The organism is Phyllobacterium zundukense (assembly GCF_025452195.1).
In the GTDB taxonomy this organism is placed as follows: Bacteria; Pseudomonadota; Alphaproteobacteria; order Rhizobiales; family Rhizobiaceae; genus Phyllobacterium; species Phyllobacterium zundukense_A.
Genome location: NZ_CP104973.1, coordinates 333,397 through 358,429, shown reverse-complemented (window position 1 = coordinate 358,429; position 25,033 = coordinate 333,397). Strand labels below are relative to the sequence as shown.

Sequence of the window (25,033 nt, the reverse complement as noted above, 5' to 3'; positions counted from 1 at the left end):
ACGCCTGTAACAGAAATATCGCCTTGTTCCAGATTTTCGGCGTATTATTTCCTCAGGTTCTTGAAACGTAAATGTTGGAGATTCATCCATGTTAGTAGCACGAACTTTACTCATCGCGCTCTCTGGTTCTCTATGGTCGTTCGCCGCCATGGCACAGGAAGCAGCGACTTATACGCTTGAGAGAACCAATGACGGCTATGTTCGCATGAACAACAAAACTGGCGAAATGTCGATCTGCCAGGAGAAGTCGGATCAGCTGATCTGCAAGTTGGCAGCTGAAGAGCGGGCGGCATATGAGGATGATATTGCGGACCTCAAGACGAGAGTCGCAAAACTTGAGGACACTGTCGCGGGTATGGGCAAGCTGCCGCCAGTCGTTCGCGACGCCCTTCCTTCCGATGAGGACTTTGAAAAAGGGTTGAGCTATATGGAGAGGTTTATGCGTCGCTTCATGGGAATTGCCAAGGAATTCGAGGAAAAGAGCAAGCCTGCGAATCCGCAATCACCGCAAAAGACCTGACCTGGCAGTGACAGGAGACTGGCAGGAGGTAAGGTCTCATAGAGTCGTTTGTTCTTGATTTGTTCGACAATTTGATAGACTTTAACCGCTTGGAATTCTTCTCTGGGAGCGGTGAGATGATTGCAGTGCCAAGACTGATTGGAGAGGTATCGATACGGCTTTTTGTACGCCATGGCGATCAGCAAAAGGCTTTGGATTTCTACGAAAGTGTCTTCGGAGCCCAAGTAGTAGGACGACCCTATCTACACAATGGCGAATTGATCGCTGCTGAATTGCGCATGGGCGCTTCGGTGGTGATGATTGTTGGAGCCAATCCCAAACGCGATGCGGATGCTTCGCTTGGCGGCCCAAGATCTGTTCACGCGATTGGGGCAACGCCGGTCATGCTCGATATTCATGTGGATGATGTCGATCGCGTTATGCACCACGCGATCGAAGAAGGGGGCAACTTGCGCAATGAGATTGAAACGCTGGATAGCGGCGATCGCGCCGGAGTGCTTACCGATCCGTTCGGGCATCTCTGGGTAGTCAAATCACGGCGAAAGCACATCGCTGCATGAATGCAACCGGCCACCGCTGAGCCGGTTGCGGAGAGCTGGATTAAACAGCAAAGCGTTTGGTCGCAGCAATTAATTCATGCACGATGCCGGGTTCGCTCACTGCATGACCGGCATCTTCGACGATGCGCAGATCGGCTTCCGGCCAGACCTTCTTCAAATGCCAGGCATTGAGCAACGGCGTGCACATATCGTAGCGGCCGTGCACTATCACACCAGGTATTTCGCGGATCAAATGCGCATTGCGCAAGATATGGTCATCCGTGTCGAAGAATCCCTTGTTTTGGAAGTAATGGCACTCAATGCGGGCGAAGGCGATGGCGAAATGGTCGTTTCCGAACGCTTCTTCGCGTGCCGGGTCTGGCAACAGTGACAAGGCCGAACCTTCCCAGCGTGCCCATAATTTTGCAGCAGTCAGTTGGATTGCAGGGTCCGGGTCGGTCAAACGCTTGTAATAGGCGGCAATCATATCGCCGCGCTCTTCTTCAGGGATATGCTCCTGATATGCTTCAAAACGATCTGGATAAATGATGCTTGCACCGTTCGAATAGAACCACTCGATCTCGAAGCGCCGGATCATGAAAATCCCACGGAGGATCAATGCGAGCACACGATCGGGATGAGTTTGAGCATATGCGAGTCCAAGGGTGGAGCCCCAAGATCCGCCAAAAACCTGCCACTTGTCGACGCCTAGATGCTCGCGAATGCGCTCCATATCGGAGACCAGATCCCAAGTCGTGTTTTCTTTCAGTTCCGCATGCGGCGTCGACTTCCCGCAACCGCGTTGATCGAAAAGGATGATGCGGTAACGCTCGGGATCATGCAGGCGTCGCATCGTCGGATTGATGCCACCTCCCGGGCCACCGTGAACCATGATCACCGGTTTCCCATCAGGATTACCGCATTCTTCAATATGAATGGTATGCAATTCCGATACTTGGAGCATCTGTTCCAGATACGGTTGGTTCTCAGGGTAAAGAGTATTTGTAATCATTCATCCCGCCTTCAAGAATAAATCCCCACAACGAATAATCGCTCGGGAATAAGGTTTTGCCAAGGCATTTGAATAAACTGGCTTAATCGCCATTCGAGTTTTCTCCATTCAAAACTTTGACACGCGTTGAAATGCTCTTGATATATCAGTCGAATTGGCTTTAGTCGTTAGCATTACGGCTTTTGGATAATAAATTTGAATTATTTAACATTAAGGACTTTTGAACAATGAAATATACATTTGTCATCGTTGACGATCATCCTCTATTCCGGGGCGCCCTGAGGCTCGCACTATCGTCAAAAACGACTGACGTCGAGATAATCGAAATAGGCGACTTGGAAAGCGCGAAAGCCTTCGTCCAAGGAGCTTCAGACATCGATCTCGTGCTTCTAGATCTATCCTTGAATGGCATTGGTGGGCTAACTGGCCTTATCAGCCTGCGCGCGCTGCAACCGATGGTTCCCGTGGCGATTGTTTCTGCTACCGACGACGCGGTCACAATTCGTGCCGCCCTGGCACTCGGCGCTGCAGGCTTCATTTCCAAATCGTCCAGTCCCGAGACCATAAACGAAGCCGTAAAAACTATACTTGATGGACAAATCTGGTCGCCGCTGGTGGGCGACGAAGCTGGGGAACTCGACCCGGAAATCGTTGAGCTCATATTGTGCATGCGAAAGCTGACGCCGCAGCAAGGTCGGGTGCTTGCGATGATGGCAGATGGTATGTTGAGCAAACAGATTGCGCATGAACTCAACGTCTCGGAGGCGACTATCAAGGCGCATGTGTCGGCCGTGCTTTATAAACTCGGCGTCGAAAGTCGGACTCAGGCCGTTATCCGGTTGGCGCGCTTCAAAGAGGAGGTGCTCCCAGTTGAACCCGCGACGACCGGATTTCACTGATCCGCCGTGGATTATTCCGCTGCAATTTCCTGGCTGAAATGCGAGAGCAGCGCGCGCAGAATAGCGGGACGCACGGGTTTGTTGATAATCGAGATATCTTTAGCAAAGCGCGTTCCCGAACGTGATCCGAGCGATCAGCGGTGATCAGTGCCGCTTTGAGGTGTCGCCGCAAGTGTTCGCGTGTATTTTGAATAACGTCGAGACCGTTTTCTTCGTCCAGATTATAGTCTGCCAAAATGACCGCTGGAATTGCTGCAGGGTTTTCGACGCAATAGCTAAGCAGAGCCTTTCCGCTTTTGAACGGCAAGACCTGGCAGCCCCAAGTCGTCAGTAGTTCCTGCATGCCGGCAAGTGATCGCTCATTATCGTCGACGCACAAGACTGTGAGCCCGGTCAAGACGCTGAAAGGTTTGACTGCCTGTCCTGATTCGAGTGTGGGCAGAACCGGCACGTTTGAAGCCAACATGGTAACTGAAAAAGCCGATCCTTTCCCCACTCTTGACGTGACCATGATCGTTAGGTCGAGGATCTTTGCGATGCGCTCGACAATGGAGAGCCCGAGACCGAGGCCATCTGATTCTCTCATCCCTTCCGGCAACCTCGAAAACTCGCGGAAGATATCATCAAGTTTGTCAGCGGGAATACCAATACCTGTATCGAGAATTTGTAACTCTATGGATTTGCCACGCCGCCGCACCCCAACCAAAATCTTTCCTGACCGGCAATATTTGATGGCGTTCGACACCAGGTTTTGAATGAGCCTCCTCAAAAGGTTGCGGTCCGTCGCAATGACTGCCGAACTGGCAACTACCCGGAGATCCAGTCCTTTTTCTCGCGCCGTGGGTGCAAAATCCCGCGCAATTTGCTGCAATAACGCATCGAGACGAAAGACAGAAATGACGGGCTTTAGCCCACCCGTATCCAATCTTGAAATGTCGAGCAGGGCGCTGATGATGGACTCGACCGCTTCAAGCGACGAATCAACGTTGCTGGCGAGCTCCTTTTCGCGCGAATTTCCAAGCTGCTCCATCAAGGAAGAGGAGTAGAGGCGGGCAGCATTCAATGGTTGGAGAATGTCATGTCCAGCATCGGCAAGAAACCGTGTCTTACCAAGATTGGCTTCTTCGGCTCGTCGTTGAGCTTTTCCTAATTGTTGATTTGCCAGCGTAAGCTCTGCTGTACGATCGCGTACACGCAACTCGAGAGACTCATTGGTCTGGCGCAACAGATTATCGGCGTTAACTGCATTTGTCACATTGGTGAACGTTGTCACCAATCCGCCATCTGGTATGGAGTTGGAGCGGATTTCGATCGTCTGACCGGTTCCTTTAAGCTTGACGCGCCAAGGAATTGCAATCTCGGTAAATTGTTCAATGAAGGTCTTATCAGTAAAGTCCGCGAGATCATCACGCTCGTATAGATACGAGAGTATGCGGTTAAGAGGAGTGCCCATCCGCTGCAGCTCCTTTGGAAGATCGAGGATGAGGCGGAACTGCGTATTCCAGCAACTAAGCCGATACTGTCGATCGAAAACACTGATGCCCTGATCCATCTGGTCCAGCGCTGTTTGCAGAAGGTGGCGGTCCTGCGCTAGCGCGTCGGTCGCGTGATCAACCAAAATCTGAGCCCGACGCTGGGCTGGGCCGGTGGGGCCCATAGCCAAGGAAAGGATCATACGCGCCGAAGGTGAGCCGACAATGCCCGATAGCAACTGCTCGGCGAAGTGTACGGTCTTGAAATCTGCTGGATCACTACCCTCAAGGTCGATATTTTCCTGCTTGTGAAAGGAATTGAAAGCGAGGGCAGTTTGTTCGTTGCCAATATATTTCGATATTGTCAACTTGAGCAGATTAACGGTTACACTGGGCTGTAGACTTCCGATAGCATTCGTGGACAAAGCGGCGTCTGTAATAAATACCGAGGCTTGGATGCGTTCGAGCGGAGTGGCGCTCCTGGAAAGCGAGCCAGCGATAAAGAGCGTGATGTTGACCGATAAGCTCCAGAACAGGGCGTTGATATAATTGCTGGCCTCTAGGCCGAACAAGGCATGGGGTCGGAGTGCAGCCAGGCCGAAGAGGCCGTCCACGGAAATTGACGACGCGGTGCCGAGCACGCTTGGCAGCACCATTGTGTAGGTCCAGACGCAGAAACCAGCGGCCATCCCCCAAAGCGCGCCCCTTGCCGTGGCTCGACGCCAAAACAGCCCGCCGAGTAGCGGTGGAAGGAGCTGAATGACCGCGACAGCCGATACTAACGCCATTGCAGCAAAATCAATCTGCACGGATATAACGAATTGATAGGCGAAAGCTGCAACCAGAATCCCGATAAGCGCTGCGCGCCGTATATTAGGAATGATCCTTGTGAAGTCTTTTGGGCCGTCGGATGACGATAGTTTCGTTCTTCTGAGAATCCCCGGTAAGATCAAATCATTGGATATCATGATCGACAACAATATCGACGGCGCGATGATCATTGTCGTTGCTGCCGCCAAACCGCCAGCAAACGCGATTGTGGCGAGCCAGCTATGTCCCGCAGCAAGTGGTAATGACAGGAAGTAAAAATCGGCGGATGCAGACTGCGGGAGAACAGTAGAACCGATCAAAGCTAAGGGCATAATGAATATGCAAAAGCCCAGAAGGAGCAGCGGAACAAACCACCGCGCTGTGCGAAGTTCAGAAAGGTCCCGATTCTGTACTATGGTTATATAAAACTGATTAGGAAGTAACAATACCGATGCCGCCCCAATCAAAACGAACCCTAGGCTGTTACTTATGGACACTGGCGACTGAAATGCGACGAGGTGCTCTCGTTCAGCCATGACGCGCGTGTATATCTCAGCTGGGGATCCAAATAGAAACGTTGTTGCAGCGATGCCAACGACAACGAATCCGGCAAACTTCGCCAAGGTAGCAAATGCCAAGGTATGAACCAAACCATCATACTGTTCTTTAAAATGGGGGCCGTAAGCGCTGTAAAAGATCGTGAACAGCGCGATGCCTATTTCCACCGAGTCGATAAGGAAATGTTCGTTCACCGCCTCGTCAGATATATGAGAACCAAAAGAACCGCAAAAAACTTCGACCAAATAGTGAATGGCCGTCATTTGGAGCGAGATATATGGAATGAGGCCAATCGTTGTAATTATTGTCACGACCGCGGCAACCGAAAAACTTTTCCCGTAGCGCGCACCGATAAAATCGGAAATTGACTTGATTCCCTCTGCCTTGGATAGTTCGACGATCTTTTCGAGCAATGGAAAACCGAGCGTGAAGGCGAGAAGGAGACCAACGTATAGCCCGACAAATTCTATACCATGCTTGGCGGCATAGCCCCCGGATCCAAAATATACCCACGAACAACCACTTGCTGCCACGCTCAAAGAGTAGATCACTCGGCGTACCTTACCTTGTGAACCACTATGGCTATTCACCTGTTTGATCACAAAATACTGTACCGAGAAATAAACGATAACGACCAGCAATGCAGTCAAGCCCATCATGGCTCCAACCTTCCGCCCCCAAACGTCAACGGCTTTCGTCCAAATAAATCGCGGTCAGTTATCCCGCTTAAGTTGCGGCGACCTTAATACTTGTAGAAAGACCAAACGGCCTGTTAATAATCTAAAAACTTCTGTTACTGTCCGAGTGCTTAAACAGCATCACTGGCATTGATGGTTTGCATTAACACACAATACTGGAGAGTGGTATATCATGCTGCAGGAATTCAAAGAATTTGCGTTGAAGGGAAATATGGTTGATCTCGCCATCGGTGTGATCATTGGCGGGGCTTTCGGCAGGCTGGTCGAGTCGATTGTAGCTGATCTCATGATGCCGATTATTGGTCTCATGACCGGCGGTATTGATTTTTCCAATCTCTACCTCCAGCTTTCAGGTGCACCTGCTCCAACGTTGGCAGCTGCCCGACAAGCTGGGGCCACCATTGCTTATGGCAATTTCATCACCCTCCTTATCAACTTCCTGATCATTGCCTGGGTTCTGTTTATTGTCGTCAAGGCCATGAACCGCTTCAAGAAAAAGGAAGTGGCGGCTGATCCTGCTCCTGCGAAGGAGACAATCCTCCTTACGGAAATACGTGATCTGCTCGCCAAAGACAGATTGAAGTCGTAACGCCGGGATACGTCACCGGCCCATCATTCGAACTGATGGAAACATCACAAATATACGCGTGCCAAAAGCACCCCATTGCGCTACGTCTGCCACCGGATCAGTGGAGCAGCCGAATGGGTCTTGTCGAACATTTGCGTCATGAGGCAGCGGTGGCGCCCGCGAGCGGCATCGTTGCTGTAATGAATTACGGCCGTCGTCAAGAAGGTGTCATTCCACTGTGGGCTGGGGAGGGCGATCTACCAACGCCCGACTTTATCCGGAACTCTGCCAGTAATGGTCTCGCCAATGGTGAGACATTCTATACGTGGCAGGCTGGCATTCCCGAACTGCGCCGGGCTCTTTCCGACTACTACAAACGGCATTTCAGTGCAGAGCTTCCTGCTGAGCATTTTTATGTAACCGGCTCAGGCATGCAATCAATACAGCTCGCCATTCAGGCTACGGCAGGTGCGGGAGATGAAGTTGTCTACCTTTCCCCGGCGTGGCCGAATTTTGCCGCGGCCGCAGGCGTTGCCGGTGCTACTCCAGTCCCCGTCACACAGGATTTCACGAGCAATGGCTGGACGCTCGATACCCAGAAGATCCGTGATGCGATCACCCCGCGGACCAAGGCTCTATTCATAAACACCCCGTCCAATCCAACGGGCTGGACGGCCGACATCGAAACACTAAAGGAAATCCTGGCTATTGCCCGTCACCATGGATTGTGGATCATCGCAGACGAAATCTACGCACATTTCTACTATGGCGCGCGTCGTGCGCCATCTTTCCTTGATGTGATGGACCCGGATGAGCGCATCATCTTCGTCAATAGCTTTTCGAAGAACTGGGCAATGACTGGCTGGCGCATGGGTTGGCTAATGATACACCCCTCGCTGGGCAAAACGATGGAAAACCTCATTCAATATTCGACCTCCGGCGTCGCCCAATTTATGCAGCGTGGCGGCGTTGTGGCGCTTGAACAAGGCGACGATTTTATCCGCATGCAGGTGGAACGAGCGCATCAGGCACGGGACATTCTTTGCGCGAAGCTTGCGGCAACGGGCAGAGTGCGCCTGGCGCCGCCGGCTGGTGCGTTCTATCTGCTGTTCGGCATCGACGGAATTACGGATTCCTACCGTGCGGCCTTCGATATCGTCGACCAGGCAAAAGTTGGGCTTGCGCCAGGAACAGCGTTTGGCAATGGAGGTGCAGCGCTTCTGCGGCTCTGCTTTGCCAGACGGATAGATCAGGTCGAAGAGGCCGCCGTCCGACTTGCGGAATGGGTATCGAAACGCTGAAGCTGGTGCTAACCGCCGGCCTTGGAAATCGCGAGCGTTACCACACGGTCACTGGTCTCTATAGCTGGTGCGCTGTCCTTTGAGAAAGGAATGCCCAGCGCCGTCCAGACCTCAACCAGTGCATCCTTCAACTCAACGACGAGTTCGTTCGAGTGGAACGGTGTCGGCGTGATGCGCAACCGCTCGGTGCCGCGTGGTACAGTCGGATAGTTGATCGGCTGTATGTAAATGCCATGCAGGTCCAGCAACCGGTCGCTGGCCTTCTTGCATAATTCAGGGTCGCCGACATGGATCGGGATGATGTGTGTCTCAGATTTCATAACCGGAAGATTGGCCTGCGCCAGCACATCTTTGGTAAGTTGTGCCTGACATTGATGTCTGCGACGCTCTTCCTGAGATACTTTAAGGTGCCGGATGGATTGCGTCGCTGCCGCTGCGATAACCGGGGGAAGTGCTGTCGTGAAGATGAAACCAGGCGCGTAGGAGCGTACGGCGTCGATCACGCTTTTGGGGCCGGCGATATAACCGCCCAATGTGCCGAAAGCCTTGGCCAGCGTACCTTCGATAATATCAATACGATGTGACAAACCTTCGCGATCGGTGATGCCTCCGCCCCGATTGCCATACATACCCACTGCATGAACCTCGTCGATGTAGGTCATGGCATTATATTCTTCCGCTAAATCGGCAATGGCAGCGATAGGAGCAATGTCTCCGTCCATCGAATAGACCGATTCTGAACACAATCAACTTCGCCCGTTCCCTGCCTGCGGCCTTCAAAAGCTCTTCGAGATGGGCGAGGTCATTGTGGCGAAAAATCTTCTTTTCCGCACCTGAACGTCGCACACCCTCGATCATCGAGGCGTGGTTCAGCTCGTCGGAAAGAATGAGGCAATTTGGCAAAAGCCGTGCAATCGTCGAAATCGAGGCTTCATTGGAGACGAAACCGGAGGTGAAAACCAGACCGGCTTCCTTTTGGTGGAGATCAGCCAGCTCTATTTCGAGTTCGACCAGCGGGTGGTTGTTGCCGGAGATGTTGCGCGTGCCGCCTGCACCCGAGCCCATGCGGCTGGATGCATCATGCATTGCCTTGATGACTTCAGGATGCTGGCCCATACCGAGATAATCGTTGGAGCACCAGACCGTAATTTCACGGGTCTTGCCGGCGTCACGCCAAAGTGCACGCGGGAATCTCCCCACGATCCGTTCCAGATTAGCAAAGACCCGGTAGCGCTTTTCAGCGTGCAACTGGTCAATCGCGTCTTCGAAAAACCGACGATAGTCCATGAATTGCTCCTGTATCATGGACTTACTAGCGTTTTTGCCAGCCAAAATCCATGATGAGATTATGGGCAATTTGCCACGGTTAAAGCGAAACTCTCTTCACCAATTGTATAAAGCGCAGGCAAACAGTCAAATAGTGCCGAAAATTCGCAACCGGCTGACGCCGCCATCAGGGAATATATTGAGACGTATGTGGCTGACACGGCTTGCTGATACTAGATCGTTTGAGCTGAAGTCATGAACGGCGTCCATGGAAAGTTTCCGCTCGGGCAAGATTTCCTGCCAGAACATGGAGGATGTGACGATCGACTGGGAGAGTCCGCCGGCTACCGGTCCAATATCGGCTCCATGGATAGAGCAGCGATCTGGATAATTCCCCTTATAGTGCGCCGTGTCAACGACAACACGGCTTATCTGGCCGCGATGACCGAGTTGAACGATGATCCAATCATTGCCAGGCTCGCGGCGTCGGCGAGTTTCCCATCCGTCGCCCATGTTGATGCCTCGGCCTGGAGATAACAGCCGGTGCAACTCGCCGTAATGCGCATCGGAATAAGCAACGACACGTCCGCCATTTAAAGCGGAGGCCAGGTCTACTTCCTCACTAACAGGAATTCGCGACCAGTCTCGCCATGGCTCGCCATAGACCCGCAGGCGCGCAATGCCGCCATCGGGGTAGATACACAGGCGGAGATGTGTCCAGACGCCTGTGTTTGTGCACACAAAAAAATGGTTGCTCGATGGTCCGAGTGGGCTTTGCGGCAAGAGTTCGGACCAAACGGTAGCGTCGGTCGGCTCATTCTCGGAGGTGCAGGCTTCGATTGAACACGAGGGCGGATAATTGCCGGTAAAATGGCTGGTATCGACATCAAAACCATGGATGATCCCGGGGGCAGCCAGCTTGATGACAGCAAAATCATGGCCGGGCCCCCGCTTGCGACGGGACTCCCAACCATCCATCCATTTGCCGTGATCATCGTATTTGTCCGGAATGAACACAGCCGGTGCATCGAAAAGCATCCGTTCTACTGGAGCGAAAAAATCGTCTGTGGCAAAAATGGCTTGGGCACCTAGCCCGGCAGAGGCAAGATTTATACGGTTCGTTGCAAACTCGGGCAGTATTTCGTGGGAAGACACCATTGTTGCAATTCGTCCTAAAAAGCTACTGTATCTCGATTACGTGAGTAACGAGCTTTGCACACCTGCTTAAATGCGGCAAGATGAGCGCAAGGCGGCATAAATGGAGATTAAGGGGCTTTGGCTATGACAGTGTTGGTGACCGGAGGCGCCGGATATATCGGCAGCCATATGGTCTGGGAGTTGCTGGATGCTGGTGAGTCTGTGGTCGTTCTTGATCGGCTCTCCACAGGATTCGATTGGGCGATACCTAGCGAGGCAAAGCTCGTTGTCGGTGATATTGGCGACCAAAGCCTGGTCCGTGAGACGATCGAACGCAACTACGTCGATGCGGTCATTCATTTTGCGGGTTCCGTCGTTGTCCCGGATTCGGTTCGCGACCCGCTTGCCTATTATGAGAACAATACATCAAAAACTCGGTCACTGATCGAATCAGTCGTAAAATCCGACGTGAAGAATTTCATCTTTTCGTCGACAGCAGCGGTCTATGGCGATGGCGGGATGACACCGGTCACCGAGGATGTTCCGACTGAGCCGCAATCCCCTTATGGTGTGTCGAAGCTAATGTCCGAATGGATGCTCCGCGACACCGCAGCCGCGCATGATTTTCATTATACTGCGCTACGTTATTTTAACGTTGCTGGCGCCGATCCAAAGGGCCGGACCGGCCAATCGACCAAAGGCGCAACGCATCTGATCAAGGTTGCCTGCGAGACAGCCCTGGGAAAGAGGCGCTACATGGAAATCTTCGGTCATGATTTTCCGACGCCTGACGGCACGTGCGTCCGCGATTACATCCACGTCAGCGACCTCGTTGCGGCGCATCGTCTGGCTCTTGAGCGGTTGCGGGAAGGTGGCAGCAGCATGGTCGCCAATTGCGGGTACGGTCGCGGATATTCGGTGAAGGAAGTGATCGAGAGCGTGGAGCGCGTGCATGGTTCACCCATTGACGCACGTCTGACCGGTCGCCGGCCCGGCGACGCGGCTTCCATTGTCGCCGATAGCAGCAAGGCCCGGGCCAATCTTGGCTGGGAGCCCAAGCTTGATGATCTCGACAAAATCGTCGAATCTGCGCTTCGGTGGGAAAAATCTCTTCAGCATCGCAATACCAGGCGCTGAACGCTACTTTCCTTGATTTCTTCTTTCAGCGGCTGTGCGGATCGGAAGACTGTCTAAGACTAAAGACTGCGTCGCAGCGACACATTGCTTTAGACGGCTCTAGGCCCGAAAAAGGGAACCTTGTTCGTAGTGAATGGGTTTAGTCTACGAAGGAAGTTGGAGTTTAAGCAACGATGGACGGCATTAACCGGCCCAACGAAAAAGAACTTTCAAGAATTTTGCGACGACAAATATCCCAGTCGTCCTACAGATCGGCAATTCGTGCTGCAGGGATATATAAGGTCGACGAGACAGTTCCTGAAAGCCTTCTTGATCAGCTCAGACGGCTTGATGAAGCCGAAAGGAACAGGCACGGTTAATCGCAGCCACCAAGTTGACAAACGAAAAGAGGCGGGCCGAAGCCCGCCTCTTTCACGTCCGGCGCAAACCCTTAGGCGGCGAGCGCCAGATCATTGGTGTGATCGAGGGCCGACGAAATAGCTTTCTCTTCGGCTTCTGGACCCATTGCTACACCTTCGATGCGAATTACCTCGACATCGGTCATGCCGAGAAAACCGAGTGCTGTCTTCAGATAAGGGGTCGCATGATCGAAGGCAGCGGCTGGACCATCCGAATAAACACCACCAGATGCGATCACTACATATACTTTCTTACCAGTTACAAGACCTTTCGGGCCCTCGGCGCCATAGCTGAACGTCCTGCCGGCACGGGCAATATGGTCAATCCAGGCCTTGAGCGTCGACGAGATGTTGAAGTTGATCATGCCAGTAGAGATGACGACGGCATCAGCAGCGAAGAGTTCGTCTACAACCGCGTCGGATACGCCGACAACATTTTGTTGTTGGACAGAACGGGACTCGACGGGTGTGTAGATGCCCGAAGCGTAGTCAGCATCAATATGGGGAAGCGGGTTGTTCGCGAGGTCGCGGGTAACGATCTTCGCACCAGGCGTTTTCGCCTGCAGCTTGTTGGCGAGTTCCGTTGCGACGCGTGTCGAATGGGAGGCAGCGCCACGTGGGCTGGATGTAACGAGAAGTATGGAAGACATAGCCTAAGTTCCTTCAGTTGATTTGTCTCGGTGAGAACAATCTCATTGCTGTAATTTGGTTCTCGACATCCATTTAGAAAACTGGGAAAATATCGATCAAATCCATCTAAACGATCGATAGGTGTGGCGATGCAACCCAACCCTACTCTTGACCAACTTCAGGTCTTTGTTGCTGTAGCGGAGACGGGAAGCTTCTCGGCGGCGGCGCGACGTCTCAACCGTTCGCAATCAGTTGTCAGCTACACGATTGCCAATCTGGAAGCCCAGCTTGAGCTGCAGCTCTTCGAGCGCGGCGGGACACGCGAGCCGCGCCTGACCGAAGCGGGAAAGGCGATGCTGGAAGATGCACGGCGGATGGTTTCCGTCTTGCAGGGCATGAGATCCCGGGCAGAAGGTCTCAAGCATGGACTGGAGGCCGAAGTGGCTGTGGCTGTTGACGTTTCGCTGCCATCGCCGGTACTGACATGCGTACTAAAGGCGTTTCAGACTCAATTCCCGACTGTCAGCCTGCGATTGCACGTCGGCGCACTCGGGATGGTCTGGGACCTTGTTCTGAAACGGCAAGCGGATTTCGGCATTGGCGGCCCCCCGATGCAAGTCCACGACGAACTTGTATTGGTTCAAGTGGGGCAGACGGCCATGACACCCGTTGCCGCCCCCGATCACCCGTTGGCCCTCTATGAAGGCCCTGTACCGCTCTCCTACATTCGTGACCATATCCAGCTCGTGATCACCGATCTGAGCGAGCAAACGAAGGGGCGGGATTTTGGCGTGTTCGCGTACAAGACCTGGCGGCTAACGGATGTGAGCACCAAACACGACTTGATGTTGGCCGGCCTGGGCTGGGGCGGTTTGCCGAAGTGGATGGTAAAAGATGATCTCGCTGAAGGAAGGCTGGTGCTCCTCGATCTCGAACCCTATCCGGAAGCGGCCTATCCTCTGTTGGCACTCTATCAGGTGGACAGTCCCCTCGGACCTGCCGGGTCGTGGCTAGTGGAGCGTTTCAAGCAGGAATTGGAGAGATTTGGCTGAGACAACGATAAGTGAACAGGAAGCGCTTGATCTAAATGTCATGACGTCATATCATTTCGCACATGATGTGGCATGAAAAACAACTCGTGGGTGGAGCAGCGCCGATGTGGTCGCAGATCGCCGAGCGGTTGCGGCAGGCTATCGACGAGGGTGCGTTCAAGCCGGGCGAAGCGTTGCCGGGTGAAACCGAGCTAAACCGCCGTTTCGGCGTGAGTCGCACGACATCGCGTGCGGCGCTCGACTTTCTGGAGGCGGAAGGATTGATAAGCCGTAAGTCGGGTCGCGGTTCGATTGTCATTGAACCGCGCATCGAACGACCGCTAAATCGTCTCTCATCTTTTTCCGAAGACATGGCGGTGAGGGGCCTGAAGCCCAGTTATCGAACACGATCACTGAAACTTACGCTGGCGAGTGAATTTGTGGCGACAGAGTTGAAAATTGCCAATAATTCTCCAGTACTGGAGATAGATCGCATCTTGCTGGCGGATGAAAGCCCGATGGCGACATCGCTGACTTATCTCGCTCCTGTGGCATTCGAGCGCTCTGGCTTGCCCACCGTTGAAGTTCTGGATAGCAGCTCACTTTATGGCTGGCTCAAAGAGTCAGCGGGCGTTGCGCTGACTGGCGGCCAAGAACGAACCGAAGGGGCCATTGCCGATGTCACTACCGCTAGAAGCCTCGGACTAAAACAACCGGCCGCGGTTCTGGTTTGCCATCGCACGTCGTGGAATTCGGCAAGGCAGCCCGTCGAATATGTCGTCCTGCACTATCGGGCGGATCGATACAGCTTCCAGGTTGGTCTCGCCCGTTCATAACAACGACGGAACGTCCCCGCTTTAATCCCATGTAGAAAGCATCACCATGACCTCTCAACCCAAGTCCATCTATCGCGCCAAGCCGAACGCCATCCAGGAAATCTTCGGCCGGCGCAAGACCGTCATCGGCGTGATCCATTCGCTGCCGCTGCCGGGTTCTCCGAATTATGATGGAGAGCCGATGGAGGACGTTGTTGCCTTCGCCGTGGCGGAAGCCGGGCGTTACAAGGTCGGCGGTGTGGATGGCCTGATTGTCGAGAACCACGGCGACATCCCTTTTGCCAAGCCGGATTGCCTTGGTCCGGAAACCGCTGCTGCCATGGCAGTCATGACGGATGCTGTTCGCCGTCATAGCGGCCTCCCGATCGGCGTCAACGTTTTAGCCAACGGAGCGGTTCAGGCGCTGGCGGTAGCCAAGGCTGCTGGTGCAGCGTTCGTTCGCGTTAACCAATGGTCGAACGCCTATGTCGCCAATGAAGGTCTGATCGACGGACCTGCAGGCGAGGCAGCGCGCTATCGGGCGTGGCTGCGCGCTAAATCCGTTCGCATCTTTGCCGATGTGCATGTGAAGCACGGCGCTCATGCTATCACTGGCGACCGCACCATCACTGAACTTGCACGCGACAATGAATTTTTCGATGCCGATGTGGCCATCGCCACGGGCCAGCGCACGGGCGATAGTGCAACGATGGATGAACTGCAGACAATTGCGTCCGGTACGTCGTTACCGGTCGCCGTTGGTTCCGGTGTTACACCGGATAATATTGGCGACATTTTTACTGTTGCAGATGCGGTAATTGTTGCAAGTTACCTCAAACACGAGGGCGCGTGGTGGAACCCGGTCGATCCGGATCGGCTGCAGGTATTCATGCAAGCTGTCAAGAAAGCGCGGAGCTGACAATCGTGGGGCGTGTGCTCGTTCTCGGCAATGCGGGCGTCGATTTGACGCTCCAGATGCCGCGCTTGCCGGAAAAGGGTGAAACGCTTCTCGGTGACGACGCCGGTAGCGCACCGGGTGGTAAAGGCCTCAATCAGGCGGTTACCGCCGCGCGTACTGGTGTGCAGGTCATCTTCCATGCCGCCGTTGGGCACGACGCGCAAGGCGTACAAATCGCGGCGGCATTGGCTTCCGAGGGCATATCCGAACTCGAACTGCACCGCGTTCCCTATTCGAGCGATTTCTCTCTCTTAATGGTGCTGCCCGACGGGGAGAATAGCATAGTGAGTGCCGGGAGTTGCGCGGCTGCATTGACTGTTGAAATGGCAGAAAGCTTTGCCGCGAACACGAACGCGGGCGATGTCGTGGTGCTGCAAGGCAACCTTACACAAGCCAGTACCCGGGCCGCTCTCGGGACAGCAACTGCCCGCGGCGCAACAACATTATTCAATCCTGCGCCGCTTTGGTGGGAAGTCAGGCCGATCCTGCCGTTGTGCGATATTGTCGTCACAAATCGCGGCGAGGCGAGGGAAATCACCGGATTTTCCGACCCAACCGACGCTGCTGCAGCTCTATGCCAGCTCGGTGCATCCGTGGCGATTATCACTCTTGGAGCAGGCGGGTGCCTCACATTTGATCGTGAAGGAACGATTCGCCATTATCCAGCCGTACGAATCGGTGCGATTGACACGACCGGTTGTGGCGACACTTTTTGCGGCGTAGTTGCAGCGGAGCTTGCGATGGGATTGGGCCAGGAGACCGCCATCAATCTCGCTCAAAGCGCCGCTGCACTGACCGCACAACGTCGGGGTGCGTTTACGGCTTTACCTAGCCGCGATGAACTAGCAACACTCACAGCTCGTATCGAACTTGCTAGAAGCGGGGATGGTGCTGCTGGGGAGGATTGAACTCCCGACCTCGTCATTACCAATGACGCGCTCTACCACTGAGCTACAACAGCGTTTCCATGTCACTTGCGGATCGCCACCATGGCCTCGTTTCCCGTATACCACCTCGTAACGAAGTGCTCTACATGAGTTGCAGCCGATTTGCGAACGCGGCGGACTTCTGCCATATCATTGCTTAAATCGCAAGCAAGCAATCGTAATCTCTGGGCCAAATTATGTATACGCGGCAAAAGTGATGACTCGTTGGGTATAAAATGGCATGAAACCCATCTGGAATATATGTGACACGACATGACTTCGCCGTCGAAAAACCCGAATTCCCAACAAATTGACCGTGAGAAGCGACGGTCCGAACAATTGCGAGCGAATCTGGCAAGGCGAAAACAGCAATCACGTTCGCGCCGGGCGGGTAGCGCCGATGAACGCGACGAGGGCATTGTCGCCGCAACCGAAAAGCCTTCCGATTCCTCCCAAGAGGAATCATGAATGGCCCAAACAGGTCATAAGCCTTTCTTGAACCATTTCGTGTGATGGTTTACAGCAACCGGCTCTGCAAAGAGTCTCAACGACAGGACGGGTACGTTCCCGCGAAAGTGACACAATATGGATCGCATCAAGATTGTTGGCGGTAACAAGCTCAATGGCGTCATTCCGATTTCGGGTGCCAAGAATGCGGCCTTGCCGTTGATGATCGCATCGCTCCTGACGGACGATACACTGACGCTGGAAAACGTTCCTCATCTCGCCGACGTTGAACAATTAATCCGTATTCTCGGCAATCATGGTGTCGACTATTCCGTCAATGGTCGCCGCGAACGCCAGGACGGCGCATATTCACGCACCATCCATTTCACGGCGCGCAATATCGTCGATACGATGGCGCCCTATGAACTCGTTTCCAAGATGCGTGCAAGCTTCTGGGTCGTTGGCCCGCTTCTTGCGCGGATGGGGGTGGCTACGGTCTCGCTGCCAGGCGGCTGTGCCATCGGCACGCGTCCGGTGGATCTGTTTATCGATGGCCTGCGCGCGCTTGGCGCAGATATCGAGATCGAGAATGGTTATGTCAAGGCCAGTGCCAAGGGCGGTCTTGTCGGTACCCGCTACGTGTTCCCGAAAGTTTCGGTTGGCGCGACCCATGTATTGATGATGGCCGCGACTCTGGCTAAGGGCGAGACGGTCCTCGAAAACGCCGCACAGGAACCCGAAGTTGTCAACCTGGCTGACTGTCTCAATGCCATGGGGGCGAAGGTCAGCGGTGCAGGCACGCCGACAATCACGATCGAAGGTGTCGTGAGCCTTTCCGGAGCACGCGTTCGCGTCATTCCAGATCGAATCGAGACCGGCACCTATGCCATGGCTGTCGCCATGACCGGTGGTGACGTCATACTCGAAGGCGCCGATGCCAGTTTGCTCAGCGCGGCCTTGACCACGCTCGGTCAGGCCGGAGCGGAAATCTCCGAAACCAATTCGGGCCTGCGTGTTGTCCGCAACGGCCATGGCATCATGCCGGTTGATGTGACGACTCAGCCGTTCCCAGGATTCCCGACGGATCTTCAAGCGCAATTCATGGGCCTGATGACCAAGGCGAAGGGCACGTCCCACATCACGGAGACTATCTTTGAAAACCGCTTCATGCACGTGCAGGAGTTGGCGCGGCTTGGAGCCAAGATTTCACTATCGGGCCAGACAGCGAAGATCGAAGGTGTCGAACGGCTGAAGGGCGCACCTGTGATGGCGACCGATTTGCGGGCCTCGGTCTCGCTGGTCATTGCTGGACTTGCCGCCGAGGGCGACACAATCGTCAACCGCGTCTACCATCTCGATCGCGGTTTCGAACGCCTCGAGGAAAAGCTGACGCGCTGCGGCGCAGTTGTCGAGCGTATCAGTGACTGATCTTACTTTCGTGGTGTCATCACAGATTCTGCGTAACGCATAATTCCATTTCCCTGCACTTTCCTCTAACAGGAAAGGATATCGTGATGTCGGCCCGGCATTGCGATCTCGCTCAATTTTGCAAAGGGAAGACATGGACACTCTCAAACTCATCGCGCTTGATGAGGAAGATCTGCAGATCCTGTCCGCGCATCTGCAGGATTCTGTGTTGAAAGTTAGCGACATTGAATATCTGGTCGCTGAAAAGAAACTTGTTCTTGACGTTAACCGGTTTGTCTGGGAACAGGCTGCCGATGGCAAGCGCCGCCGTAGCTTTGAACGTCGCCGCGCAGCATTGCTTTTTGATCGCATATATAGCGTCAAGGCGACCGGCATTGATCACCAGCGCAAGGACGATGTCCTGTCGCTTCTTGCAATCCATTTTATCGTGTCGGACGCCCCTTCCGGCATCGTCGAGTTGACCTTCGCCGCCAATAAGGCGCTGCGGCTGGAAGTGGAAGCCATTGAGGCGCAGTTGACCGATCTCGGTCCTGCTTGGCAAACCACGTTCAAACCGGAACACGAAGTCTGAGGAGTGATTAGCGTGGCATTTGTGCTGAGACAGTCCGAACCCGATTTTGAATCGCGGTTTTCTGCATTTCTCGCTACCAAGCGTGAGGTTTCTGAGGACGTGGACCGCGCTGTTGCCGATATAATTCATCGCGTCCGCACCGAGGGCGACGCCGCACTGATTGACTATTCGCTACGCTTCGACCGGATCGATCTTGTGCAACACGGCATTGCGATCACCTCGGCCGAGATCGACGCTGCCGTAGCATCCGCGCCAATACAAACGGTCGAAGCACTGAAATTGGCGCGCAATCGCATTCATTCGCATCACGCGCGGCAGATGCCGCAGGATGATCGTTACACAGACGCGTTGGGTGTCGAGCTCGGCTCGCGTTGGACGGCAGTCGAGTCGGTCGGGCTCTATGTTCCGGGCGGCACGGCGAGCTATCCGAGTTCCGTGCTTATGAACGCTGTTCCGGCTCAGGTCGCCGGCGTCGAACGTATCGTCATGGTTGTACCGTCGCCTGACGGCAAGCTCAATCCGCTCGTGCTGGTTGCAGCCCGGCTTGCCGGCGTCTCGGAAATCTACCGCGTTGGCGGCGCACAGGCCATTGCGGCGCTCGCTTATGGCACTGAAACAATTGAGCCGGTCGCCAAGATCATAGGTCCTGGCAATGCCTATGTGGCAGCCGCCAAGCGCCGCGTGTTCGGCAAGGTCGGCATCGACATGATTGCGGGTCCGTCGGAAGTTTTGATTGTGGCTGACAGCGACAATGATCCGGACTGGATCGCAGCTGACCTTTTGGCGCAGGCGGAACACGATAGTGCCGCACAGTCTATCCTGATCACTGACGACGAGGCCTTGGGTAACGCGGTCATCGCCGCTGTGGAACGCCAGCTACTGACATTGCCGCGAGCCGAGGCCGCAAGCGCTAGCTGGCGCGATTATGGTGCCATTATTCTGGTATCCGACCTATTATCGGCGCTGCCGCTCGTTAACCGGATCGCTGCCGAGCATCTCGAGATCGCGACTGCCGACCCCGAAATACTGCTGGCAGGTGTTCGCAACGCGGGGGCGATCTTCCTTGGACGTTACACACCGGAGGTGATCGGCGATTACGTGGGCGGCTCAAATCATGTTTTGCCCACGGCACGCTCGGCGCGATTTTCTTCCGGTCTTTCGGTGCTCGACTATGTGAAGCGAACCTCGATCCTGAAATTGGGTGTGGAGCAGTTGCGCGCCCTGGGTCCGGCAGCGATCGAACTTGCGCGTGCAGAGGGCCTCGATGCCCATGGCAATTCCGTTGCAATCCGGTTGAACCTGTAGGGAAATAATGACAGCGACGGAAATGGCGCGACTGATTGATGTGGAGCTGGACGAGACGATCGGCCGCTCTACGCCGGACGTTGAGCACGAACGCGCTGTCGCCATTTTCGATCTAATCGAAGAGAACAGCTTTCGCCCTGTGGGGGATGAGGGGAATGGTCCCTATCGGCTTAGGATATCGCTGGTGGAATCCCGGCTGATATTCGCCATCTCGCGCGAAAATGGCGATGAAGTCGTTACGCATATCCTGTCGCTGACGCCGTTGCGCAAGGTCGTGAAGGATTATTTCATGATCTGCGAAAGCTATTATGAGGCCATCCGCGCTTCCAGCCCAAGCAAGATCGAAGCTATCGATATGGGTCGGCGCGGATTGCACAACGAGGGTTCGCAGGCCCTGATGGATCGTTTGAACGGCAAGATCGAGGTGGACTTCGACACCGCCCGCCGACTTTTCACGTTGGTATGTGTGCTGCATTGGCGGGGTTAGGCGAACCAGTGACTATCGGAGTGGAAAAGCTGCCTGACGACCAGGAACCCGCAAAAGCGGTGGTGCCGAGTGCAGTCTTGTTCATTTGTGGCCTGAATTCGATCCGATCGCCGATAGCGGAGGCACTAGCACGCAGTCTCCTGCCATCGAGGATCTATATCGCCTCGGCAGGTGTCGAGAAAGGCGAGCCTGATCCGTTTGTGGAAGCGGTTCTGGAAGAGGTCGGATTGAAACGAATCTCTGCCCAGCCGCGCACATTTAAAGAGCTGGAAGATGATTATTTCGATTTGATCATTACATTGTCGCCCAAGGCCCACCACATGGCACTTGAATTGACCAGAACGACGTCTGTACATGTCGAATATTGGCCGACACCCGATCCTACCTTGGTACGGGGCCGCCGCAATCAGATATTGGACGCTTATCGTGATGTTCGGGAAAATCTGAAACGTCATATTCTGGAGCGTTTCGGTAGAACCGGCTGAACGCCTGTGCAACCCTTGTAATTGTATCGAACTCCCTTGTTCACAAATGGTGCGCAATACTATAGGTTCCGCGCAAAATTGCGGTCGAGCATGACCTCAAATTCCCTTATCGGAGATAGCACTACGCATGGCGAAAGAAGAAGTATTGGAGTTTCCTGGTCTCGTGACGGAGCTGTTGCCCAACGCGATGTTTCGGGTAAAGCTGGAAAATGATCATGAAATCATCGCACACACGGCTGGCCGCATGCGCAAGAACCGCATCCGCGTTCTCGCCGGCGACAAAGTTCTCGTTGAAATGACCCCTTACGATCTGACGAAGGGTCGCATCACCTACCGCTTCAAATAATCAGCTCCGCGCTACGCAGGATATTCCACGTCAATGAGCGATCAGCACAAATTCGTTCTTGCATCTGGCTCGCCGCGCCGTCTGGCGCTCCTGAGTCAGATCGGTATCGAGCCGGATCGCTTGCTGCCTGCGGATGTCGACGAATCCCCGCTGCGGGCCGAACATCCGCGTTCGCTTGCTCGTCGTCTGAGTCGCCTGAAAGCAGAGAAAATCGCACACGAGCTGAGGAACGATCCGGATTTCAGCGGTGCCTATATCATGGCTGCTGATACGGTTGTCGCGGTTGGCCGGCGAATTCTGCCAAAAGCGGAAATCCTCGACGATGCGGCTGCATGCCTCCGATTGCTCTCAGGCCGTTCGCATCGTGTCTATACCGGGCTCTGTCTCATCACACCCCAAGGCAAGCAGCGTCAAGATCTGATTGAAACTCGCGTGCGCTTTAAACGTCTTTCGCGAGAGGAGCTGGAGAGCTATCTTGCTTCTGGGGAATGGCGCGGCAAGGCCGGCGGCTATGCGATCCAGGGACTTGCAGGCGGCTTTGTCGTCAAGCTGGTTGGTTCCTATAGCAATGTCGTCGGACTGCCGCTCTATGAGACCGCCAGCCTCCTGCATGGTGAAGGCTATCCGGTCTATGCCAACTGGCAATCTTCAGGACATTAAACGGAACTGATCTATTGACTGAGACAAAGAAAAGCACGGCAAACGTCACGCCCTTGCGGCCGACGCGACCTTGCCCGGAATGCAAGCGTCCTTCCCAACGGGAACATTACCCCTTCTGTTCGGCACGCTGCCGCAACATCGATCTCAATCGCTGGCTGACCGGAGCCTATGTGTTACCAGCCGTCGAAAGTGCTGACGACAGCGGCGACGAGGAGGAATAGCCGAGCCGCTTCACGTTCTTTTCATTTCATGTCGCTAATTTCTGCCCTGGTCAGGACAGGAACGCTCTATGAAGATTGCGATCATCGGCACCGGCTTTGTTGCCGATTACTATATGACGACGCTCGTCAACCATCCGCAGCTCGTGCTGGGTGGCGTCTATGACGAGGATCCAGCGCGCCTGAAACAGTTTGCTCATCACTATAAGGTCGCGACGTATCCCGACTTCGAAGCAATTCTAGCCGACGACGAGGTCAGGATTGTTGTCAATCTGACGACACCCGAAAATCATTACTTGCTCTCGAAACAGGCGTTGGAGGCCGGCAAACATGTCTATTGCGAAAAGCCGCTTGCCATGCGCTACGAAGAAGCGGCGGAACTAGTAGCGCTTGCCGAACGCCTTGATCTTATCCTGGCATCAGCACCAGCCAATGCTATGAGCGATGCGTACAGGCTCGTCGCCATGTCGCTTGGCGACATCGGTCAACCGCGACTGGTCTATGCCCAGATGGAGGACGGTCCGGTTTTCCGCGCCAATTGGCAGGGATGGCGTTCCGTTTCGGGCGCGCGATGGCCCGGTCTGCATGAGTTCGAAATAGGCTGTACGCTCGAACACGCCGGTTATGCGCTGTCTTGGCTGGTTTCTTTGTTTGGTCCCGTCGAAAGCCTAGCCGCTTTCTCGACCCTCACATTTCCGGACAAGGGACCGGGAACCGGGACAATCAAGATGGGGCCCGATTTTTCCGTTGGTTGCCTGCAGTTTCATTCAGGTGTCATCGCTCGTGTCACGTGCGGTCTTGCTGTGCCGCGCGACCGATCATTGATGATTCTCGGTGATAGGGGAACACTGACGGCGGAAGATCTTTGGAATCACCGATCAGCAATCTATCTTGAAACTGCCGCAGAAGGCCGGACGCTACGCACCAAGGTTGTCGATCTTATGGAAGTGCATCTCAAGCGCTTCCTGCGCTGGAAGCCATTGCCGGGACGCAAACTCGCTTATGACAATTCGGCAAGACGTGCGAAGCTCCCGGCTTATCCATCGCAGATCGATTTTGCCGGGGGCATTGCCGCGCAGGCTGATGCCATTGAACAGGGCAGGTCGTTGTTTTCGTCGGGCAAGGTTGCGCTTCACATTACCGAGTTGGCGCTCGCGTTGAACAACGCTGGTTCGCTGCCACAACCTTACAAGATGCGAAGTACTTTCTAGAGCTTGATAATGCGCGTTGTCGCCGGTTGCGCCAGGACGATGTTGATGGCACGCAGAGCGTTGATGCTATCCGAAAGCGGCATGACCGCCGAGGTTTTTTCGCCGTTACGCATCGCGTCCATCATTGCCATCACTTCAAATTGCAACCCATTGCCCTCGAAAGGATAGTCTTCCACTCTGCGTCCAGGCAGGGGAAGTCGGTCGAGAATTTTGCTGGCAAGCCCGGATGGTCCTGACAGCGGACCAAAGGGCGCGCGCTGCGTGAAACCTTGATAGACTGTCAACCGCTGCGCCTTCAGGAACGGCGCATTCAACCGGAGCATACCTTTTGTGCCTTCGATGACGAAATGGTTCGCACCATCTCGGTCGAACCCGCTCGTGAGCTGCGCTTCCGCCTCGTTGTAATGCAGCGTTATTTCTGAACTCATGTCGACGCCATTTGGCGCAGGGTACCAGAGACCTGAAACCTTCTGTGGCTGGCCTAGAAAGTACATAGCGAGAGATACACAATAAATACCGAGATCAAGACTGGCACCGCCGCCGAGCGACCGGCTGAAATAGCGACTTTCCGGATCATACTCATATTTATAGGCCAGCTCCGCCGTTATCTTGCGAATAGCGCCGATCTCGCCCGCATCGACGTTTGCTTTGGCTGCAACTACGGCAGGCAGGAACCGCGTCCACATCGCTTCCATGGCAAAGACATTCACCCTGGCTGCTTCCCGCTGGATGACAGAGGCCTCCGTATGCGAGGGGGCAAGGGGTTTTTCCGCGAGGATCGCCTTGCCGGCTCGCATTGCTTTTAGCGACTGGGCCAAATGTAGGGAATTTGGCGTCGCAACATAGACTGCATCGACGGACGGGTCGCTCAAAAACGAGATCAAGGTCCGAATAAGCGCGGCGGCTGCGGAAAGCGTTGCGGAACTCCTTTGCGTTGGACGCACTCCGGGAGTGATTGGCCACAAGCGCGGCATCCGGCACGAGCATCAGGTCCGACGCAAATCGCCGGGCGATTTCGCCGCTGCCAATAATCCCCCAACCAAAGACCCGGTCCTTGGCTGTCTTTTCCCCCATTTCATCCATGCAATACGATTCCCGTCTACAAGCCCCAACAAACGCACCAATGCATGCCCTTTGCAAGAGGCAGAAAAACGGCAAAAAATTCACTTGTTGATGCTGGACAGCACGATTTTTAGTGTT

At 54.5% G+C, this 25,033-nt stretch carries 25 protein-coding genes, 1 tRNA gene and 1 pseudogene; 20 read left to right on the top strand and 7 right to left on the bottom strand.

The window, feature by feature from the left end:
- Positions 1-88 precede the first annotated feature (88 nt).
- Positions 89-520 carry a hypothetical protein gene (locus tag N8E88_RS14125; RefSeq protein ID WP_262294217.1) on the top strand — a complete coding sequence of 144 codons (432 nt, stop codon included), beginning with the start codon at positions 89-91 and terminating at the stop codon, positions 518-520.
- A gap of 116 nt (positions 521-636) precedes the next feature.
- The gene (locus tag N8E88_RS14120; protein ID WP_112526297.1) at positions 637-1,080 is read left to right on the top strand and encodes a VOC family protein; all 444 of its coding nucleotides are present in this window, start codon (positions 637-639) and stop codon (positions 1,078-1,080) included.
- Between the two features lie 40 nt (positions 1,081-1,120).
- Here N8E88_RS14120 and pip read toward each other — a convergent pair whose 3' ends face one another.
- Complete coding sequence (pip, locus tag N8E88_RS14115) at positions 1,121-2,071, bottom strand: prolyl aminopeptidase (RefSeq protein WP_262294216.1); 951 nt, start codon at positions 2,069-2,071, stop codon at positions 1,121-1,123.
- Between the two features lie 227 nt (positions 2,072-2,298).
- On the opposite strand from pip, the gene N8E88_RS14110 reads away from it, so the two are divergent.
- Positions 2,299-2,970, top strand: coding sequence for a response regulator transcription factor (locus N8E88_RS14110; RefSeq protein ID WP_262294215.1), 672 nt, complete (start codon positions 2,299-2,301; stop codon positions 2,968-2,970).
- Here N8E88_RS14110 and N8E88_RS14105 read toward each other — a convergent pair.
- Positions 2,921-6,469, bottom strand: a complete 3,549-nt coding sequence (locus tag N8E88_RS14105) for a hybrid sensor histidine kinase/response regulator (RefSeq protein WP_262294214.1) — start codon at positions 6,467-6,469, stop codon at positions 2,921-2,923. The two genes, N8E88_RS14110 and N8E88_RS14105, sit on opposite strands and share 50 nt — an antisense overlap.
- Before the next feature lie 211 nt (positions 6,470-6,680).
- Between N8E88_RS14105 and mscL the strand changes: the two genes are divergently transcribed.
- Together mscL and N8E88_RS14095 are read left to right on the top strand one after the other, a co-directional pair.
- Positions 6,681-7,097: a large conductance mechanosensitive channel protein MscL gene (gene mscL / locus N8E88_RS14100; protein WP_262294213.1), complete on the top strand. Its 417-nt coding sequence runs from the start codon at positions 6,681-6,683 to the stop codon at positions 7,095-7,097.
- A 113-nt stretch (positions 7,098-7,210) separates the two neighbouring features.
- Positions 7,211-8,377 carry a pyridoxal phosphate-dependent aminotransferase gene (locus N8E88_RS14095; protein WP_262294212.1) on the top strand — a complete coding sequence of 389 codons (1,167 nt, stop codon included), beginning with the start codon at positions 7,211-7,213 and terminating at the stop codon, positions 8,375-8,377.
- A gap of 8 nt (positions 8,378-8,385) precedes the next feature.
- Here the strand turns inward: N8E88_RS14095 and hemA are convergent.
- Together hemA and alc are read right to left on the bottom strand one after the other, a co-directional pair.
- Positions 8,386-9,664, bottom strand: a pseudogene (gene hemA / locus N8E88_RS14090) (5-aminolevulinate synthase).
- A gap of 126 nt (positions 9,665-9,790) precedes the next feature.
- On the bottom strand, positions 9,791-10,801 hold the full coding sequence (gene alc, locus N8E88_RS14085) for an allantoicase (RefSeq protein ID WP_262294211.1): 1,011 nt from the start codon (positions 10,799-10,801) through the stop codon (positions 9,791-9,793).
- 123 nt (positions 10,802-10,924) lie between these two features.
- Between alc and galE the strand changes: the two genes are divergently transcribed.
- Positions 10,925-11,917, top strand: a complete 993-nt coding sequence (gene galE, locus N8E88_RS14080) for a UDP-glucose 4-epimerase GalE (RefSeq protein WP_262294210.1) — start codon at positions 10,925-10,927, stop codon at positions 11,915-11,917.
- 430 nt (positions 11,918-12,347) lie between these two features.
- Here the strand turns inward: galE and N8E88_RS14075 are convergent, their stop codons facing one another.
- Entirely contained in the window at positions 12,348-12,965 is a 618-nt protein-coding gene (locus N8E88_RS14075; RefSeq protein WP_262294209.1) for an FMN-dependent NADH-azoreductase, read from the bottom strand.
- A 129-nt stretch (positions 12,966-13,094) separates the two neighbouring features.
- Here N8E88_RS14075 and N8E88_RS14070 point away from each other — a divergent pair, with 129 nt between their 5' ends.
- From N8E88_RS14070 to N8E88_RS14055, 4 genes are all read left to right on the top strand, one after another.
- Positions 13,095-13,997 carry a LysR family transcriptional regulator gene (locus N8E88_RS14070; RefSeq protein ID WP_262294208.1) on the top strand — a complete coding sequence of 301 codons (903 nt, stop codon included), beginning with the start codon at positions 13,095-13,097 and terminating at the stop codon, positions 13,995-13,997.
- A gap of 104 nt (positions 13,998-14,101) precedes the next feature.
- Positions 14,102-14,812, top strand: coding sequence for a GntR family transcriptional regulator (locus tag N8E88_RS14065; RefSeq protein ID WP_262294207.1), 711 nt, complete (start codon positions 14,102-14,104; stop codon positions 14,810-14,812).
- 46 nt (positions 14,813-14,858) lie between these two features.
- Positions 14,859-15,710: a BtpA/SgcQ family protein gene (locus tag N8E88_RS14060; protein WP_262294206.1), complete on the top strand. Its 852-nt coding sequence runs from the start codon at positions 14,859-14,861 to the stop codon at positions 15,708-15,710.
- 5 nt (positions 15,711-15,715) lie between these two features.
- A complete protein-coding gene (locus tag N8E88_RS14055; protein WP_262294205.1) occupies positions 15,716-16,657 on the top strand; it encodes a ribokinase in 942 nt (313 codons plus the stop codon).
- Here the strand turns inward: N8E88_RS14055 and N8E88_RS14050 are convergent.
- A tRNA-Thr gene (locus N8E88_RS14050) sits at positions 16,636-16,710 on the bottom strand. The genes N8E88_RS14055 and N8E88_RS14050 overlap by 22 nt on opposite strands.
- A 238-nt stretch (positions 16,711-16,948) precedes the next feature.
- Between N8E88_RS14050 and N8E88_RS14045 the strand changes: the two genes are divergently transcribed.
- The 10 genes from N8E88_RS14045 (at position 16,949) to N8E88_RS14000 (ending at position 23,833) form a co-directional block, all read left to right on the top strand.
- A complete protein-coding gene (locus tag N8E88_RS14045) occupies positions 16,949-17,143 on the top strand; it encodes a hypothetical protein (protein ID WP_262294204.1) in 195 nt (64 codons plus the stop codon).
- 117 nt (positions 17,144-17,260) lie between these two features.
- A complete protein-coding gene (murA, locus tag N8E88_RS14040) occupies positions 17,261-18,550 on the top strand; it encodes a UDP-N-acetylglucosamine 1-carboxyvinyltransferase (protein WP_262294203.1) in 1,290 nt (429 codons plus the stop codon).
- 133 nt (positions 18,551-18,683) lie between these two features.
- Positions 18,684-19,121 (top strand): DUF2948 family protein, encoded by a 438-nt coding sequence (locus tag N8E88_RS14035; RefSeq protein WP_262294202.1) that lies wholly within the window; start codon positions 18,684-18,686, stop codon positions 19,119-19,121.
- Between the two features lie 12 nt (positions 19,122-19,133).
- The gene (gene hisD, locus N8E88_RS14030; protein ID WP_262294201.1) at positions 19,134-20,426 is read left to right on the top strand and encodes a histidinol dehydrogenase; all 1,293 of its coding nucleotides are present in this window, start codon (positions 19,134-19,136) and stop codon (positions 20,424-20,426) included.
- A 7-nt stretch (positions 20,427-20,433) separates the two neighbouring features.
- A complete protein-coding gene (locus N8E88_RS14025) occupies positions 20,434-20,913 on the top strand; it encodes a UPF0262 family protein (protein ID WP_262294200.1) in 480 nt (159 codons plus the stop codon).
- Positions 20,889-21,398, top strand: a complete 510-nt coding sequence (locus N8E88_RS14020) for an arsenate-mycothiol transferase ArsC (protein WP_410010647.1) — start codon at positions 20,889-20,891, stop codon at positions 21,396-21,398. Before N8E88_RS14025 ends, N8E88_RS14020 begins: the two co-directional genes overlap by 25 nt.
- Positions 21,399-21,525: 127 nt before the next feature.
- The gene (infA, locus tag N8E88_RS14015) at positions 21,526-21,744 is read left to right on the top strand and encodes a translation initiation factor IF-1 (RefSeq protein WP_008122731.1); all 219 of its coding nucleotides are present in this window, start codon (positions 21,526-21,528) and stop codon (positions 21,742-21,744) included.
- A gap of 33 nt (positions 21,745-21,777) precedes the next feature.
- Positions 21,778-22,404: a Maf-like protein gene (locus tag N8E88_RS14010; protein ID WP_262294198.1), complete on the top strand. Its 627-nt coding sequence runs from the start codon at positions 21,778-21,780 to the stop codon at positions 22,402-22,404.
- A 14-nt stretch (positions 22,405-22,418) separates the two neighbouring features.
- The gene (gene yacG, locus N8E88_RS14005; protein WP_262294197.1) at positions 22,419-22,625 is read left to right on the top strand and encodes a DNA gyrase inhibitor YacG; all 207 of its coding nucleotides are present in this window, start codon (positions 22,419-22,421) and stop codon (positions 22,623-22,625) included.
- A gap of 68 nt (positions 22,626-22,693) precedes the next feature.
- Positions 22,694-23,833 (top strand): Gfo/Idh/MocA family protein, encoded by a 1,140-nt coding sequence (locus N8E88_RS14000; protein WP_262294196.1) that lies wholly within the window; start codon positions 22,694-22,696, stop codon positions 23,831-23,833.
- Here N8E88_RS14000 and N8E88_RS13995 read toward each other — a convergent pair.
- Positions 23,830-24,798 (bottom strand): Gfo/Idh/MocA family protein, encoded by a 969-nt coding sequence (locus N8E88_RS13995; RefSeq protein ID WP_262294195.1) that lies wholly within the window; start codon positions 24,796-24,798, stop codon positions 23,830-23,832. The two genes, N8E88_RS14000 and N8E88_RS13995, sit on opposite strands and share 4 nt — an antisense overlap.
- Positions 24,799-25,033 lie beyond the last annotated feature (235 nt).

What these genes read in the sequence shown, in the direction of transcription:
- N8E88_RS14020 (WP_410010647.1), top strand. Translation starts at nt 20,889, where the DNA reads ATGTGTGCTGCATTGGCGGGGTTAGGCGAACCAGTGACTATCGGAGTG.
- infA (WP_008122731.1), top strand. Translation starts at nt 21,526, where the DNA reads ATGGCGAAAGAAGAAGTATTGGAGTTTCCTGGTCTCGTGACGGAGCTG.
- mscL (WP_262294213.1), top strand. Translation starts at nt 6,681, where the DNA reads ATGCTGCAGGAATTCAAAGAATTTGCGTTGAAGGGAAATATGGTTGAT.
- N8E88_RS14095 (WP_262294212.1), top strand. Translation starts at nt 7,211, where the DNA reads ATGGGTCTTGTCGAACATTTGCGTCATGAGGCAGCGGTGGCGCCCGCG.
- N8E88_RS14065 (WP_262294207.1), top strand. Translation starts at nt 14,102, where the DNA reads ATGTGGTCGCAGATCGCCGAGCGGTTGCGGCAGGCTATCGACGAGGGT.
- N8E88_RS14070 (WP_262294208.1), top strand. Translation starts at nt 13,095, where the DNA reads ATGCAACCCAACCCTACTCTTGACCAACTTCAGGTCTTTGTTGCTGTA.
- galE (WP_262294210.1), top strand. Translation starts at nt 10,925, where the DNA reads ATGACAGTGTTGGTGACCGGAGGCGCCGGATATATCGGCAGCCATATG.
- pip (WP_262294216.1), bottom strand. Translation starts at nt 2,071, where the DNA reads ATGATTACAAATACTCTTTACCCTGAGAACCAACCGTATCTGGAACAG.
- N8E88_RS14075 (WP_262294209.1), bottom strand. Translation starts at nt 12,965, where the DNA reads ATGTCTTCCATACTTCTCGTTACATCCAGCCCACGTGGCGCTGCCTCC.
- N8E88_RS14045 (WP_262294204.1), top strand. Translation starts at nt 16,949, where the DNA reads ATGACTTCGCCGTCGAAAAACCCGAATTCCCAACAAATTGACCGTGAG.
- N8E88_RS14120 (WP_112526297.1), top strand. Translation starts at nt 637, where the DNA reads ATGATTGCAGTGCCAAGACTGATTGGAGAGGTATCGATACGGCTTTTT.
- murA (WP_262294203.1), top strand. Translation starts at nt 17,261, where the DNA reads ATGGATCGCATCAAGATTGTTGGCGGTAACAAGCTCAATGGCGTCATT.
- N8E88_RS14060 (WP_262294206.1), top strand. Translation starts at nt 14,859, where the DNA reads ATGACCTCTCAACCCAAGTCCATCTATCGCGCCAAGCCGAACGCCATC.
- N8E88_RS14110 (WP_262294215.1), top strand. Translation starts at nt 2,299, where the DNA reads ATGAAATATACATTTGTCATCGTTGACGATCATCCTCTATTCCGGGGC.
- N8E88_RS14000 (WP_262294196.1), top strand. Translation starts at nt 22,694, where the DNA reads ATGAAGATTGCGATCATCGGCACCGGCTTTGTTGCCGATTACTATATG.
- N8E88_RS14105 (WP_262294214.1), bottom strand. Translation starts at nt 6,469, where the DNA reads ATGATGGGCTTGACTGCATTGCTGGTCGTTATCGTTTATTTCTCGGTA.
- N8E88_RS14025 (WP_262294200.1), top strand. Translation starts at nt 20,434, where the DNA reads ATGACAGCGACGGAAATGGCGCGACTGATTGATGTGGAGCTGGACGAG.
- N8E88_RS14010 (WP_262294198.1), top strand. Translation starts at nt 21,778, where the DNA reads ATGAGCGATCAGCACAAATTCGTTCTTGCATCTGGCTCGCCGCGCCGT.
- alc (WP_262294211.1), bottom strand. Translation starts at nt 10,801, where the DNA reads ATGGTGTCTTCCCACGAAATACTGCCCGAGTTTGCAACGAACCGTATA.
- N8E88_RS14125 (WP_262294217.1), top strand. Translation starts at nt 89, where the DNA reads ATGTTAGTAGCACGAACTTTACTCATCGCGCTCTCTGGTTCTCTATGG.
- N8E88_RS14035 (WP_262294202.1), top strand. Translation starts at nt 18,684, where the DNA reads ATGGACACTCTCAAACTCATCGCGCTTGATGAGGAAGATCTGCAGATC.